Source organism: Nocardia sp. CA-135398 (assembly GCF_050955845.1).
Taxonomy (GTDB): domain Bacteria; phylum Actinomycetota; class Actinomycetes; order Mycobacteriales; family Mycobacteriaceae; genus Nocardia.
The window spans coordinates 466,226-479,808 of record NZ_CP192084.1; the positions used below are offsets into that span (position 1 = coordinate 466,226).

Below are 13,583 nucleotides of genomic sequence, written 5' to 3' on the forward strand. Positions count from 1 at the left end.
AGCCGGTGCGAGCCGCGACAAACAGGAAGATGAACGGATATGACAACCGAGGGAGTTGCCGCGAAGCCGAGCTGGCAGACCAGAGCCATCACCGCACTGCTGGCATCACGCGGCCAGAAGCAGATGCTCGGCAGCGCGGAAGGCGTTCATGCGGCGCTGGAAAAGCGCGACCGTCGCGTCAAAGAGGTGCGGCCACCGGCGTTCCTGCGCAAGGCGGCGACGGTCACCCGGGATGATCTCGACGGTTGGCCGGTATTCCGGGTAACGCCGACCGCCGGACCCACCGACGTAACCGTGGTTTTCCTGCACGGTGGCGGCTTTTTCGCCGAGATCGTGCGCCCGCACTGGAGTTTCGTCCGTGAACTCGGCGCTGCCATTCCGGCGGAGGTCGTGGTCCCGATCTATCCGCTGATCCCACGTGGCAGCGCCGCGGATATGGTGGCCACCACCGCCGCGATAATCACCCGCACGATCGAGCAGCGCGGCTCCGGAAAGACCGTGGTCATGGGCAATTCGGCAGGCGGTCTGCTGACGCTGGCGGCAGCACATGCCGTACGCGATCAGGGTGGGCCGCAACCGTCGCGGCTCGTGCTGATCTCCGCATGGTTGGACGCCACTCTTTCCGATCCGGCATTGCCCGCGCTCGAACAGATCGATCCGCTGCACCAACGGCCCGGAATGGCCGAGATCGCGCGGATCTACGCCGACGGCCTCGACCTGCGCGACCCGCGTGTCAGCCCGCTGTTCGGCCCTCTCGAAGGACTCCCGCCCCTGTCTATCTTCTGCGGCACCCACGAAATGGTCCTGTCCGACGCCAGAGCCCTGACCGGCCGCGCCGAAGCCGCGGGCATACCGGTCGACTACCACGAGGGGCCGGGGCTTCCGCACAACTACGCGCTCATGCCAAGCCCGGAGGGGCGCGTGGCTCGCAAGATCATCATCGAGGCGTGCCGCACTCCGCGCCACGATTTGTACACAGTCCGCGGCGATCGGGACGGTGCGAGCCGATAGCGGTCTGCCCGCTCGTTTCGACAGGTGCAGTTGAGGCGAGCGGGCTTGTTCCACATAGAGTTTCGTATCAGAGGTCGAGATAGCGGCGCTCGCGAGGAATGCACTGGTGTCAGCCAATGCGATACGGCGTCGTGGTCGTGCTCCTGTACGAACGCCAGGGGGCGGTGAGCTCGGGCAAGGTCGAACGTGCGCCGTGCGGGAATACGCTCAGGTGCGGATCCAGTTCGCTTGGATGCGGAAATATCTTCGCGCTCATGGCTTCTCGTCATCGATAACTGTGCGTGGAGTTCGCAGGCGATCTGGGGTTGGAGCGAGAAGGGGAAGCGGTCCGGTCAGTGGGGGCGAAGCCCGTCGAACACGATCGCGAAGGTGCGGCGGCGTTGCTCAGCGGTGGTGTTGGCGGTGTTGGCGGCCAGGAAGGTGCCCTTTACCACGCGCATCAGGTCATCGATATCGATGTCGCGTCGTACGTCCCCGGATTGTTGTGCGCGGGTCAGTAATTCGGCTATGGCGACGTTCAGGGCATGGGCGGGTTTGCGGTATTCGGGGGCATCGGTGCCTACGGCTTCGGCTAGGTCGCGTTTGACCGTACCCTCGGCGACCATGCGGTCGAGGAAGTCGAAGAAGGCCTTGCCAGGGTCGGGGGCGGTGGCCAGTTCGCGGGCGCCGGTGATCATGCGCTCGACGCGGTCCACGATCGCGGCTTCGAAAAGAGCTTCCTTGGTGGGGAAGTGGCGGTAGACGGTGCCCGCGCCGACGCCTGCGCGCCGGGCGATTTCGTCGAGTGGGACCGAAATGCCGTGGGCGGCGAAGGCCTCTTGGGCGGCGGCGAGTACCCGATCGCGATTGCGGCGCGCGTCGGCGCGCAGCGGGCGCGGTTCCTCGCGGTCGCGGTGGCTCGGCTCCGCGGCGACCGGTGGTGCCATGTCTGTGGTTCCCTCGCTGCGCTCGGTCACGAGGCCGAGTTTACTGGAGGCATTGACAAACGGGGCAATCGTTCCGGATGATAACCGGGGTCAACGTTCCGCTTAATTGAAGTAGGTGTTTTCATGGTGGAGACTTCGGTGGAAAGCCCTCGTGAGCTGGTTGAACGCATGTTCCGCGAGCTGCCCGCTCGCGATGCCGACGCATTCGTCGAGCTGCTCGCCCCCGATGCGGTATTCGAGATTCCCTTCGTCATCCCCGGGATGCCGACCCGGCTGGTCGGGCGCGAGGAGATCCGGGCGCATCTCGCGCAGCGCTGGTCCGGGATTTCCGGTATCGAGGTGCACGGGATCTATCCACAGGTGTACGAAACGGCCGATCCCGAGGTGGTTTTCGTGGAGAACGAGGTGGATATGACGGTGCCCGGCGCCGACCGGGCGCGAGTTCGCACCTCTGTCAATGTCATTCGGGTTCGCGACGGCAAGGTCACGCTGTTCCGCGACTACATGGATACCGCGCGCTTCGCCCGGCTTGTGGATAACTGACCCGGCGGCCCCGGGCGGTCCGAAATTCCGTCGCCCCGCCCGGATGCCGACTGTTAGCCTGCGCCGATGGCGAATCCTTATCCACAGGTGTACTTCGGGGACCGGCTCATCGACGCGGAAAAGGCCTCCGTCGCTGTCGCATCGTCGGCGGTGCTGTACGGCCTCAGTGTGTACACAGTGTTCCCGGTGCATGTGGATGGATCGGCACGCACCGCATTTCGGCTCGACGACCATTTCCGGCGACTCGAGGAATCCTGCAAGATCATCGGCATCGACCGGTTCGCCGCCGAATGGGATTTCGCCCGATTCCGCACGGCGATCATCGACCTGATCGCGGCCAATGCGCCGACCGAGGACGTATTCGTCCGCGCGACAGTGCATGTCGTCGAATCGATTCCGGGCACGCGGGTCCGCGGCTGCGCCATCCAGGTCAGCATCTTCGTCTACGACGCGGTGCCGATCGTGCCTCAGGACGGCATGCGCGTGAAGTCCAGTCCCTGGCGGCGCATCCCGGACAATGCGATTCCGTCGCGCGCGAAAGTCAATGGAGCGTACGTCAATTCGGTGCTCGCCAAGCAGGATGCCATCGACAGCGGATACGACGACTGTGTCTTCCTCGACGGCAACGGCCACGTCTGCGAACTCAGCGCCGCCAATATCTTCCTCGTCCGCAACGGCACCCTGATCACTCCGGATGTCTCCTGCGACATCCTCGACGGCATCAACCGCCGCACCATCCTCACCCTCGCCGCCGAAGACGGCATCCCGACCGTCGAACGCACCATCGACCTCACCGAGCTCTACATAGCCGACGAGGTCTTCGTAACCGGTACCTCCTCCGGCACCTCCCCGGTCACCGAGGTCGACGGCCGTCCGATCGCCAACGGTCACCCCGGCCCCCTGACCCAAACCCTCCGCAAACGCCACACCGCCGCCCTCCACACCCCCACCCCTCACAACTGGCTCACCCCCCTCTGAGGCGCTCCCGCACAAGCCGTGCCCACGTCGCACAAGCTCTATGGCGTGCGAGGTAGTCGCGCGCTATGCGCCGTCCTCGAACTTGTGCGGCAGAGTGCGTTTCGCTCCGCATCCCTACCGCTGTAGGTGGCTCGCCCTGCTCTGACGCGCTCCGCACAAGCTGTGCCTACCTCGCACAGGCTCTATGGTGTGCGAGGTAGTCGCGCGCTATGCGCCGTCCTCGAGCCTGTCCGACAGAGTGGATACTCCGCGTGCGGCAGTGCGGGATTCCGGGGCGGGACTGTGGCATCACAGGTGCTCGAGGGTGGCGATGGTGCCGAGGAAGAGTTCGACGTTGTCGTGCACGAATTTGTCTCGGGGGTAGGGCAGGGCTTGCTGGATCCAGGCGGTGACGGTGTCGCCGAAGGCCCCGACCAGGAAGCGGGCGGTGAGGTCGATGGCGGGATCGTCCGGATCGCGGTGGGGTACCAGTGCCGACAGGATCCCGCGGAACGCGCGCGACACGTCCTCCGAGCGCGCAAGCCGCCGCTCGGCAACGGCCGGATGCCCATATGCCTTGGTGGACAGGATCTTTCCCTTTGCGGGTGCGGCGAGGAAGAAATCCACCATGGCCTCGACCACCGCGGTGACCTGCGCCCGAGTATCCGGTGCCGCGCTCGCGGCCGCCTCGCCGACGGCGCTGGAAAACTGGCGAAAAGCCAGCTCGAATGCGGCCCCGATCAGGTCGTCGAGATCGGTGAAACTCTCGTATACGAAGCGGGTGGACAGTCCGGCGGCGTTGGCGACGGTGCGGATGGTCAATCCGGCCGCCCCCTCGGTCGCCGTTACCTCGAACGCGGCCTCCAGCAACTGGTCGCGCCGGGTTGCGCGCCGCTGATCAGCCGATACCCCGCCATACGTGCGCGTCATCCGCCAATCTTGACACATTTGTTTCCTGAATCTAGCTTGATTCGAGAGACAACTGATTCCTGATTGAGGGGTGACCATGACCGGACTCGCCGAAGCGTCCGATCTGAATGCGTCGCACGCCGACCTACCCGGCCTGAGCAAGGATTCGCTGACCGCCCGCCTCGCCGCGGACTGGCGATTGATCATGCTCGCCCCGAGCGCACTGTTACTGCAGGTAGCGCACCCAGTGATCGGCTCTGGTGTGGCCGAACACTCGATCTTCAAAACCGATCCAATCGGCCGCTTCGACCGCTCGTATTGGCCCACCCTCGCCCTGGCCTTCTACGGCGACGACTCCGCCGCCTACGGTCGCGATATCCGCGCCATGCACAAGGGCATCGGCGGTATCGATCACGCGGGTCGGCGCTATCACGCCTGGGAACCCGAGGCCTACTTCTTCGTCCTCGCCACCGCGCACTGGGCCTCCGAAATCGTCGCGACACGGTTCGGATCGGGACTCACCGAATCGCAGCGCGCCGACCTGTACGACGGCTGGCGGCACACCGCGCTACTGGCCGGGCTGCCGGAACGCGCTGTGCCCGCGGATCTTTCGGCCTTCGAGACATGGTTCGACCGGGTCGTGCGCGAACGGCTCGAACATCACCCGACCGTCGACGACGTGCTGCAGACGATGTCGCGACCGCCCGTACAAGCGCCGATCCCGGCATGGCTGTGGAAACTCGTCATGTGGCGCTTCGTCGGACCGCTCGCGGTATGGGTGAATACCGGTGTGCTGCCGCCGATCCTGCGCGAGCGGCTCGGCCTCGAATGGACCGCGCACGACGAGCGCTGGCTGCGCCGCTACGCCGCCGTGATCCGTGGCGTCGATCGAGTACTACCACCACCGGTGCGCACCATCACCCGCGTTGTCGCATTGCGTCGAAAAGATAAGATCATGAACAACATTCGACGTGCTGCGGAGGCGGCGTGAGCGATAGCGCGGAAAGCGTTGTGCGCCCGCCGAATCCTTTGAACAGCCCCATGCCCGACGGCCCGCTGCCGCCGCATGTGGACGGCTGCTTCGGCTGCGGACCACGGAATCCGGCTGCCGTCGGCATCGCATTGAATCTCGAAAACGACCGCGTCATCGGCCATTTCACCCTCGACGAGCGGCACCAGGGCGCACCGGGTGTCGCGCACGGCGGTGTCATCGCCGCGATACTCGACGAGGCGTCCGGCACGGTGCCGACCACCATGTGTGTTCCGGCGGTCACCGCCAAGCTGGAGGTGAACTATGTGGGTCCGGCACCGCTGCACCGGCCGATGATTGTGACCGCGATCCTCGATCGGCGCGAAGGCGAGCGCAAATTGCATATCCACGCCCGCCTCGAGCACGACGGTGAACTCATTGCCGAGGGCAATGCTCTGTTCATCACGGTCTCGCCGGATCACTTCTTCGCGCAGGGCGCGAAGGAAGGCGATATCCCGTTCTTCGGCGTGTGATTCAGCGGATGCCCGGCGTGCGTGGGTCCGGACCGAGGCAGACCAGAATTGCGCACCCGGGTGCGGTGTCGGCGAACGGCGGCGCCAACGGGTAATTCAGGCAGCTGAAGACATTGCAGCCCGGATACGCCGCAGGGCCGATGCCGAAAACGGCCAGCAGCAGGTCCGTATCCACGAACCGCCTCGGATCCAGATGCAGCGGCGGCTCGATATACGGACCCGGATCGGGCACCGGACGGACTTCGAAGGCCGCGAACAGTCGACGGAAGAATTCGTACGGCAGCTCGGCGGTGTTCTGCACAATTCCGGTAATGCCCTCGTTGCTGACGTTTCCGAAGACTCCGGTCCACACCACCGTCAAATCCAGGCTCGGCATGATGAAGACGTTCTGCATGCCGAGTCCCGACATCGAGTAAATGTCGGCGGGCAGGTAGTCGGCGGTCTCGGCGCATCCCGGTCCGATCCAGAACAGATAGCCGTAGCACTCGTTCGCCGCTGACGGTTGGCGCGCCCTGTGCAGATACGTCCGCGAAACGATTTGCCGTCCGCCCCACCTCCCGTTATTGCTCACCAGCAGCCCGAGTTTGGCGAAATCGTTCGGCGGGATCATCAGATGCGCATACCCGTAGGTGTGCCCGGCGCGGTCGCGCGCCCAGTAATAATCGCCGCGTTCGATGCCGAGCGGATCGAAAAGCTCACGCTGTGCGAACTGCTGCAACGGTTCCCCGACGGCCAATTCGATGACGTAGGCGAGCAGGTCGACATTGCGCTGGCTGTAGCTGAATGCCGCGCCCGGCGGATTGTCCAACGGCACCCCGAGCGCCTGCACGGCACTATTCGGATCGAGCGGAAACACCCCGGTGACGCCCTCGGTGAGCACGCCCACTTTCATGCCGGAGGATTCGGTCAGTAGGTTCTCCACGGTGATCGACCGATGCTGCTCATCACCGAGTCCGGGCGGCAGATACCGGCCGATCGGCGCTTCGATATCGAGTTTTCCCTGATCCCAGGCTATTCCGGCGAGCACTGAAACTACGCTCTTCGTCGCACTCCAGATATTCCAGGCGACATTGCCGGTCTGATCGTTCGTGGGGCCCTCGCCGATCAGGCAATTGTGCCGGAAAACCTGGACATTCAATCGGTTACGCCCGCTCGCGAACTCCAGTGCCGCCGCGAGCCGACCCGAATCGAGTCCGACCTGTTCCGGCGCCGCCCGTTCCGGTTCCCGCCCGGATGACACCGCACATGACAGTTGCCCGGTGGGCGCGGCTTGCGCACCCCCGGCGAAAACGCTTCCCGCAACCAGCGATATCGCTGCGATTCCGGCCAGGAATCCGTAGATGCGCCCCATGCGCATGAGGCTATCGCGCCCAACCGCGCCAGACCGGGCAACAGGCTGAATGTGTCTCAGTCAATTGCCAACTCGGGTGTGCCGTCGAGGTCGCAACGTATCGACCGCACATTGAGCGATCCGCACTTCGGACCAGCTGCGTGTCCACACTGCGAACCAATTAGCACCCATGGCGAGGACTACGGTTCCGGTCAGCACGGAACCGAATGGAGGTGAGAGCTCGACGTCAGCGGCGGCTGTGCACCGCGAGCCAACGAGCGTGACTGTCATGGACGGCGAGTCGGGTCAGTGTCGACCGGAGTGGAAGTGGCAAGCCAGATGTCAGTGGTTTCTACGCACCGCGATACAGCGAGCGTCACCGCTATGGACGGCTAGTCGGGTCAGTGTCGACCGGCGTGGAAGTGGCAAGCCAGACGTCAGCGGTTTCTACGCACCGCGATACAGCCAGCGCTCACGCTATGGACCGCGACTCCGGTCAGCGCCGAACCGAGCGGCGTGACGACCCGACGTCAGCGGCGTGTACGTACCGCGAACCAGCCAGCGCCCACGCCAAGGACCGCGAGTCCGCTCAGCACCGAACCGATGGGTAGCGACATCCCGACGGTCACGCACCCCGCTGCGCCGACGAGCGGCACCCAGCGCGCCGGACGATTCTCCGCCTCGGTCAAGGTCGCCGCCGAGATGTTCGCGATCAGGTAGTACACCAGCACCGTGAACGATGAAAACCCGATGGCCGCACGTAAATCGAAGGCCCCCGCGATGACCGCGACCACCGCACCGACCGCCAGCTCCGCCCGATGCGGCACACCGAAGCGCGAGTGCACCGCTGCCAGCGCCCCCGGCAGATATCTGTCGCGTGCCATGGCAAGCACCGTGCGCGACACCCCGAGTATCAGTGCGAGCAGCGATCCGGCCGCAGCCAGCACCGCACCGACCCGGACCACCGGGGCCAGCCCAGATACCCCGGCCGTCGAGACGACCCTGGCCAGCGGATCGATCGCATGCGCGAGCCCCGCCGACCCGAGTACCTCCAGCGCGGCCACCGCCACCAGTGCGTAGACCGCCAGCGTCAGTCCGAGTGCGATCATGATGGCCCGTGGAATCGTGCGTCGCGGATCGCGCACCTCCTCGCCGAGGGTGGCGATGCGGGCATATCCCGCGAAGGCGAAGAAAAGCAATCCCGTGGCCTGCAGGACCCCGCGCGGCCCGATCCGGTCCGGCAGAGCTGTTGCGGCGGAATGGTTTCCGAACAATCCCACCCCGACCACCATCACCAGCACGGCCAGTACCGCCGCCACGATGATCCGGGTGGCCAGCGCCGATTTCTGCACACCGGTGTAATTGATCGCGGTGATCGCGACAACTGCCGCGACCGCGACGACCCGTGCATGTTCCGGCCACGCATAACCGCCCACCGTCAGCGCCATCGCCGCACAGGATGCGGTCTTACCCGCGATGAATCCCCACCCGGCGAGGTATCCCCAGAAGGCACCCAAGCGCTCGCGTCCATACACATACGTCCCGCCCGAGACCGGATACCGCGCCGCCAGGCGAGCAGAGGAGGTCGCATTGCAGTACGCCACCAGTGCGGCCACCGCCAAGGCGAGCAGCAGCCAACTACCCGCCGCCTCCGCCGCGGGAGCAAGCGCGGCGAAGATGCCCGCGCCCACCATCGCCCCGAGCCCGATGACCACCGAGTCGGTGAGTCCGAGCCTGCGACGGAGGGCGTCGCCGTGCGTTGCCATGGCTGCATCATCGACCACATCGCGGTCGACCACGAGTCGAGCGAAATGCGAAACGCCGCCAGGTCGGTAAACCTGGCGGCGCTGAGTCGCCGGACGCCACGCCAACGTCACGACTCGGGTGCCGACGTCCCACAAGCGCCTCTCGGCGAGTGGTCGCTCGTAGCGACGAATGGGGTGAGGCCCGGGGCTGTCCGGACGCCGACAGAGGTGATCAACGGTCCGCCGCCCGGATCTATTCCACGAATTCGGATGTGATGCGTACTACGAAAATCGCCTGGTCGGGTCACGCCGAGATCCGTCGACGAGATTGAATTCCCAGCCGCCTGTGCAGCGAGAACCTGCCTTTGTCGCGTGGACCTGCCTGTTCAGGGCGGACCTGCGCAACGGAGCTGCCAGTGCGGCACGGGATATCCACCAGTGCGGTACGGGCCTGCCTGTGTGGCGGCCTCGCGCAGGCAGATCGTCGAAGTCGTGGCTCCCGATGAGCTCGAGTACGTCGACGAGCTTGTGCAACACCGGATCCTCGAGCGCCAACACCTCATCGACTGTGTGCGATGTAGTGGCTCGGCGGGGAACTGACATGCCCGTGGGTGGCGGGTCGAGCCGATACGGACTCGCGCTTCGCAATCTAGAATCGACGAGCTCATGAGGTGAAGAGGGGGATCGGCGTGTCCGAGGATCTGGTGCTGACCGAAATGCTGGCCGCTCTGGAGCGCAGTCCGGAGGTGCTTGCGCTGCGGGTGCGGGTGATCGAGCTGCTGATCGACCGTGGTCGCCATGCCGAAGCGCTGGCTCAGTGTGCGACTGCGCTCGCCCAGGAACCGGGACATGCCGGGGTGCTGGAGTTGTTGCAGCAGTGCACGATCGCGCTCTCCGGTGGTACGCCCGACGCTCAGGTTCCGAGCGAAACTCGATCGACCCAGACGGACGGCGCACCTTCGCCGCCTTCGGCACGGGATGATGCGAAAGATCCATCACCGCACTATGATTGGGCGGCCGCGGAAGAGCAGCTCGGCGATATCGTCGCCCCCGCATTCATCGATGAGGGCTCGCGCGAATTCGTCACCGACTCCGATGTCGGCGTGTTCGAAAAGCCCACCGTCAAGCTGGCCGATGTCGGCGGCATGCAGGATGTGAAGCGTCAGCTCGAACTCACCCTGCTCGGCCCGATCCGAAATCCAGGATTCGCCAAGGCGTTCGGCACTTCCGCGCGCGGCGGACTGCTGCTCTACGGCCCGCCCGGCTGCGGTAAGACTTTCATCGCCTCGGCGGTCGCCGGTGAGCTCGGCGCGAATTTCTATCCGATCGAAATCGCTGACATCCTCGATATCTATCACGGTTCCGGTGAGCGCAATCTGCACGAGGTCTTCGAAATGGCCCGCCGGAAGGCGCCCTGTGTGCTGTTCCTCGACGAGGTCGACGCCCTCGGGCACAAGCGCAGTCAGATGTCGGGTTCGGCCTGGATGCGCAATGTGGTGAATCAGCTACTCAACGAAATGGATTCGGCCACCCGCAGCAACGACGGCGTCTACATCCTCGGCGCGACCAACCACCCATGGGACCTCGATGTCGCCCTGCGCCGACCGGGCCGATTCGACCGCATGATCCTGGTCGGCCTGCCGGACCCGGAGGCGCGCCGGGCGATCCTGCACTACCACCTGAAGGATCGTCCCGTCGCGGGCATCGATCTCCCGACCATCGTGCGCCGCACCGAGGACTTCTCCGGTGCCGATCTGGCCCACATCTGTACCTCGGCAACGCAATTGGCGATGGCCGATTCGATCAGCACCGGCACCGTGCGCCCGGTCGGCATGGCCGATATCGAAGTCGCGCTGAGCCAGATCAAGCCGAGCGCCGGCCCCTGGTTCGAATCCGCCCGCAACGTAATCGAATTCGCCAATGGCGACGGCACCTACGACGAACTCGCAAAGTACATGCGAGCCAAGAAGTTCCGCTCCTGAAACCGGCATAACCGAACCGCTCGCCCGATACCAACCCCCACACCATCCGGCCGAGGACGCATCATCGGCGCCCAGAGATACGCGTCGTCTGCGCCGTAAGGGTGGCGCATGCCTGCCTCCTCGAGGCGCGCCGCCATCCGCGCCTCGAGGTGCACGGGATTCGGTCCTAGAGTGTGCGGCACTGGTGTTCCTGCAGACGCGCGTCATTTGCGTCAAAAGAGGGATGCGTGGCATCTCCGTCGTCGAGGGTGTCACCGGCGTTTCTGGAGGTGCGCGGTCGTCTGCGTTCTGGAGGCGCGCGCGATCTGCGTCCCAGTGGAGCGCGGGATCTGCGTATTCGAGGTGCTCGGCATTTCTGTCCTCAGGGGCATGTCACCGGTGTTCCTGAGCGCGCGCTATCTGCGCCCCAGAGGTGCGCCACATCTCTGTCCTCGAGGGGTGTCCCGGGCGTCCCGGAGTTCCCGCCATGTGTGCCGCTTGCGTATCGAAGCGCCCAGCAGACCGACTCCTCCGTGACTGCCGCCACATCCGTGGCTGACCCGCGCAGCAGCGCATTGTTTTGAGTGAGCCAATTTCTTGACTAATTCAAGAAAAGCGATAACCATCGGATGCATGCACACCAACCTCACTGATCCGCGCGAACGGCTGCGGGCGGCCGGTCTGCGGGTTACCGCCCCGCGGATCGCGGTGCTGAATGCGGTCGACGCCCGGCCGCATTCGGATGCCGATCGGGTGGCCGCCACCGTCCGTGAAGCTTTGGGTTCGGTATCCACGCAGGCCGTTTATGACGTGCTCCGGGCCTGCGTGAACGCGGGACTCCTGCGGCGTATCGAACCGGCCGGTTCGACCGCGCTGTACGAGACCAGGGTCGCGGACAACCATCACCACCTGGTGTGCCGAAACTGCGACACGGTCGTCGATATCGACTGTGTCGTGGGTGCAGCCCCCTGCCTGGAACCCGAGGACGCGCACGGGTTCGTGATCGACGAGGCCGAGGTCGTCTTCTGGGGTCTGTGCCCGACTTGCCGTACCCAGCCTCTCAGCGAAGGAAGCCGCCGATGACCAAGCCGACCACCACCAACACCGGAACGCCGGTATCGAGCGATAACGAATCGCTCACCGCGGGCACTCAGGGGCCGATCCTGTTGCACGACCACTACCTCATCGAAAAGCTCGCCCAATTCAACCGGGAGCGGGTGCCGGAGCGGATCGTGCATGCCAAGGGCGCGGGCGCATACGGCGAGCTGGTGGTGACCAATGACGTGAGCCGCTACACCAAGGCCGAGCTCTTCCAGCCGGGTGCGCGGACCGAATCGCTGGCGCGGTTCTCCACCGTCGCGGGCGAGCAGGGCAGCCCCGACACCTGGCGCGACCCGAGGGGTTTCGCGGTGAAGTTCTACACCGAGGACGGCAACTACGATCTCGTCGGCAACAACACGCCGGTCTTCTTCATCAAGGACCCGATAAAGTTCCCCGATTTCATCCGTTCGCAGAAGCGCCTGCCCGGCAGCGGTCTGCGCGATCACAATATGCAGTGGGACTTCTGGACCCTGCGTCCGGAGACGGCGCACCAGGTCACCTGGCTGATGGGCGACCGCGGCATCCCGAAGACCTACCGTCACATGAACGGCTACGGCTCGCACACTTACCAGTGGATCAATGCCGCGGGCGAGCGCTTCTGGGTGAAATACCACTTCAAGACCGATCAGGGCATCGACTACCTGACCCAGGCCGAGGCCGATCGCCTCGCCGGTGCGGACGCCGATTACCACCGCCGCGATCTGTACGACGCGATCGAGCGCGGCGAATTCCCGAGTTGGACCCTGTATGTGCAGGTCATGCCGGTCGCCGAGGCCGAGAGCTACCGCTTCAACCCGTTCGACCTGACCAAGGTGTGGTCGCATCGGGACTACCCGCTGATCGAGGTCGGCAAGTGGACCCTGAACCGCAATCCGGGCAACTACTTCGTCGATATCGAGCAGGCCGCCTTCGAACCCTCGAATATCGTTCCCGGCATCGGCTTTTCGCCCGACAAGATGTTGCTCGGCCGGGTATTCGCCTACGCGGACGCGCACCGCTACCGGATCGGCACCAACTACGCGCAGCTGCCGCCGAACCGCGCACGGGCCGCGGAGGTGAACTCCTACGCCAAGGAGGGCGCGATGCGCTTCGACTACAACGACGCGAATGTGCCTGTCTACGCGCCGAATTCGTTCGGTGGCCCGCACGCGGATCCGGAGCGGGCGCCCGATGGCGGCGTCTGGGAGTTCGAGCCGACGGTCGTACGCGCTGGCTATATCGAGCACGCCGAGGACGGTGATTTCACCCAGGCGGGCACCCTGGTCCGTGAGGTCTTCGACGACGAGCAGCGAGATCGCCTGGTGCACAATATCGTCGGCCATGTGCTCGGCGGTGTGCGCGAGCCGGTGCTGTCCCGTGTCTTCGAGTACTGGAAGAACGTGGACGCCGAGCTCGGCAAGCGCGTCGAGGAAGGTGTCCGCGCCGGACTGGACGGCTGATAACTCAGGTCCGAAAACAGCTCCGCCCCCGACCATTTCGGTCGGAGGCGGAGCTTTCGTTATGCGGGGGCAGGATTCCGCGGGCCCCAGGCCTCGGAACTACAACAGGCCCCACCAATAGAGCAAGGTGGCCAGCACCCAGACAACCACGGTTTCCA

At 65.1% G+C, this 13,583-nt stretch carries 12 protein-coding genes; 8 read left to right on the plus strand and 4 right to left on the minus strand.

Features of this window, described 5'->3' with window-relative positions; genetic code table 11:
- Nucleotides 1–39: 39 nt before the first annotated feature.
- Entirely contained in the window at nt 40–1,011 is a 972-nt protein-coding gene (locus ACQP1T_RS02055; RefSeq protein ID WP_433758250.1) for an alpha/beta fold hydrolase, read from the plus strand.
- Between the two features lie 332 nt (nt 1,012–1,343).
- Here the strand turns inward: ACQP1T_RS02055 and ACQP1T_RS02060 are convergent, their stop codons facing one another.
- Entirely contained in the window at nt 1,344–1,967 is a 624-nt protein-coding gene (locus ACQP1T_RS02060) for a TetR/AcrR family transcriptional regulator (protein ID WP_433758251.1), read from the minus strand.
- Nucleotides 1,968–2,060: 93 nt separating this feature from the next.
- Between ACQP1T_RS02060 and ACQP1T_RS02065 the strand changes: the two genes are divergently transcribed.
- Nucleotides 2,061–2,480, plus strand: coding sequence for a nuclear transport factor 2 family protein (locus ACQP1T_RS02065; RefSeq protein ID WP_433758252.1), 420 nt, complete (start codon nt 2,061–2,063; stop codon nt 2,478–2,480).
- Nucleotides 2,481–2,546: 66 nt separating this feature from the next.
- Complete coding sequence (locus ACQP1T_RS02070) at nt 2,547–3,458, plus strand: aminotransferase class IV (RefSeq protein ID WP_433758253.1); 912 nt, start codon at nt 2,547–2,549, stop codon at nt 3,456–3,458.
- A 288-nt stretch (nt 3,459–3,746) separates the two neighbouring features.
- Here the strand turns inward: ACQP1T_RS02070 and ACQP1T_RS02075 are convergent, their stop codons facing one another.
- The gene (locus ACQP1T_RS02075; protein ID WP_433758254.1) at nt 3,747–4,367 is read right to left on the minus strand and encodes a TetR/AcrR family transcriptional regulator; all 621 of its coding nucleotides are present in this window, start codon (nt 4,365–4,367) and stop codon (nt 3,747–3,749) included.
- 76 nt (nt 4,368–4,443) lie between these two features.
- On the opposite strand from ACQP1T_RS02075, the gene ACQP1T_RS02080 reads away from it, so the two are divergent.
- Nucleotides 4,444–5,337 carry an oxygenase MpaB family protein gene (locus ACQP1T_RS02080; RefSeq protein WP_433758255.1) on the plus strand — a complete coding sequence of 298 codons (894 nt, stop codon included), beginning with the start codon at nt 4,444–4,446 and terminating at the stop codon, nt 5,335–5,337.
- Entirely contained in the window at nt 5,334–5,849 is a 516-nt protein-coding gene (locus ACQP1T_RS02085) for a PaaI family thioesterase (RefSeq protein ID WP_433758256.1), read from the plus strand. The genes ACQP1T_RS02080 and ACQP1T_RS02085 overlap by 4 nt, the downstream gene beginning before the upstream one ends.
- 1 nt (nt 5,850) lies before the next feature.
- On the opposite strand, the gene ACQP1T_RS02090 is transcribed toward ACQP1T_RS02085, so the two are convergent.
- Nucleotides 5,851–7,200, minus strand: a complete 1,350-nt coding sequence (locus ACQP1T_RS02090) for a serine hydrolase domain-containing protein (RefSeq protein ID WP_433758257.1) — start codon at nt 7,198–7,200, stop codon at nt 5,851–5,853.
- A gap of 509 nt (nt 7,201–7,709) precedes the next feature.
- On the minus strand, nt 7,710–8,945 hold the full coding sequence (locus ACQP1T_RS02095; protein WP_433758258.1) for an APC family permease: 1,236 nt from the start codon (nt 8,943–8,945) through the stop codon (nt 7,710–7,712).
- A gap of 668 nt (nt 8,946–9,613) precedes the next feature.
- On the opposite strand from ACQP1T_RS02095, the gene ACQP1T_RS02100 reads away from it, so the two are divergent.
- From ACQP1T_RS02100 to ACQP1T_RS02110, 3 genes are all read left to right on the plus strand, one after another.
- Nucleotides 9,614–10,906: an AAA family ATPase gene (locus ACQP1T_RS02100; protein ID WP_433758259.1), complete on the plus strand. Its 1,293-nt coding sequence runs from the start codon at nt 9,614–9,616 to the stop codon at nt 10,904–10,906.
- 612 nt (nt 10,907–11,518) lie between these two features.
- Nucleotides 11,519–11,968, plus strand: coding sequence for a Fur family transcriptional regulator (locus ACQP1T_RS02105; protein ID WP_433758260.1), 450 nt, complete (start codon nt 11,519–11,521; stop codon nt 11,966–11,968).
- Nucleotides 11,965–13,425, plus strand: coding sequence for a catalase (locus ACQP1T_RS02110; protein WP_433758261.1), 1,461 nt, complete (start codon nt 11,965–11,967; stop codon nt 13,423–13,425). The genes ACQP1T_RS02105 and ACQP1T_RS02110 overlap by 4 nt, the downstream gene beginning before the upstream one ends.
- The last annotated feature ends 158 nt before the right edge of the window (nt 13,426–13,583 follow it).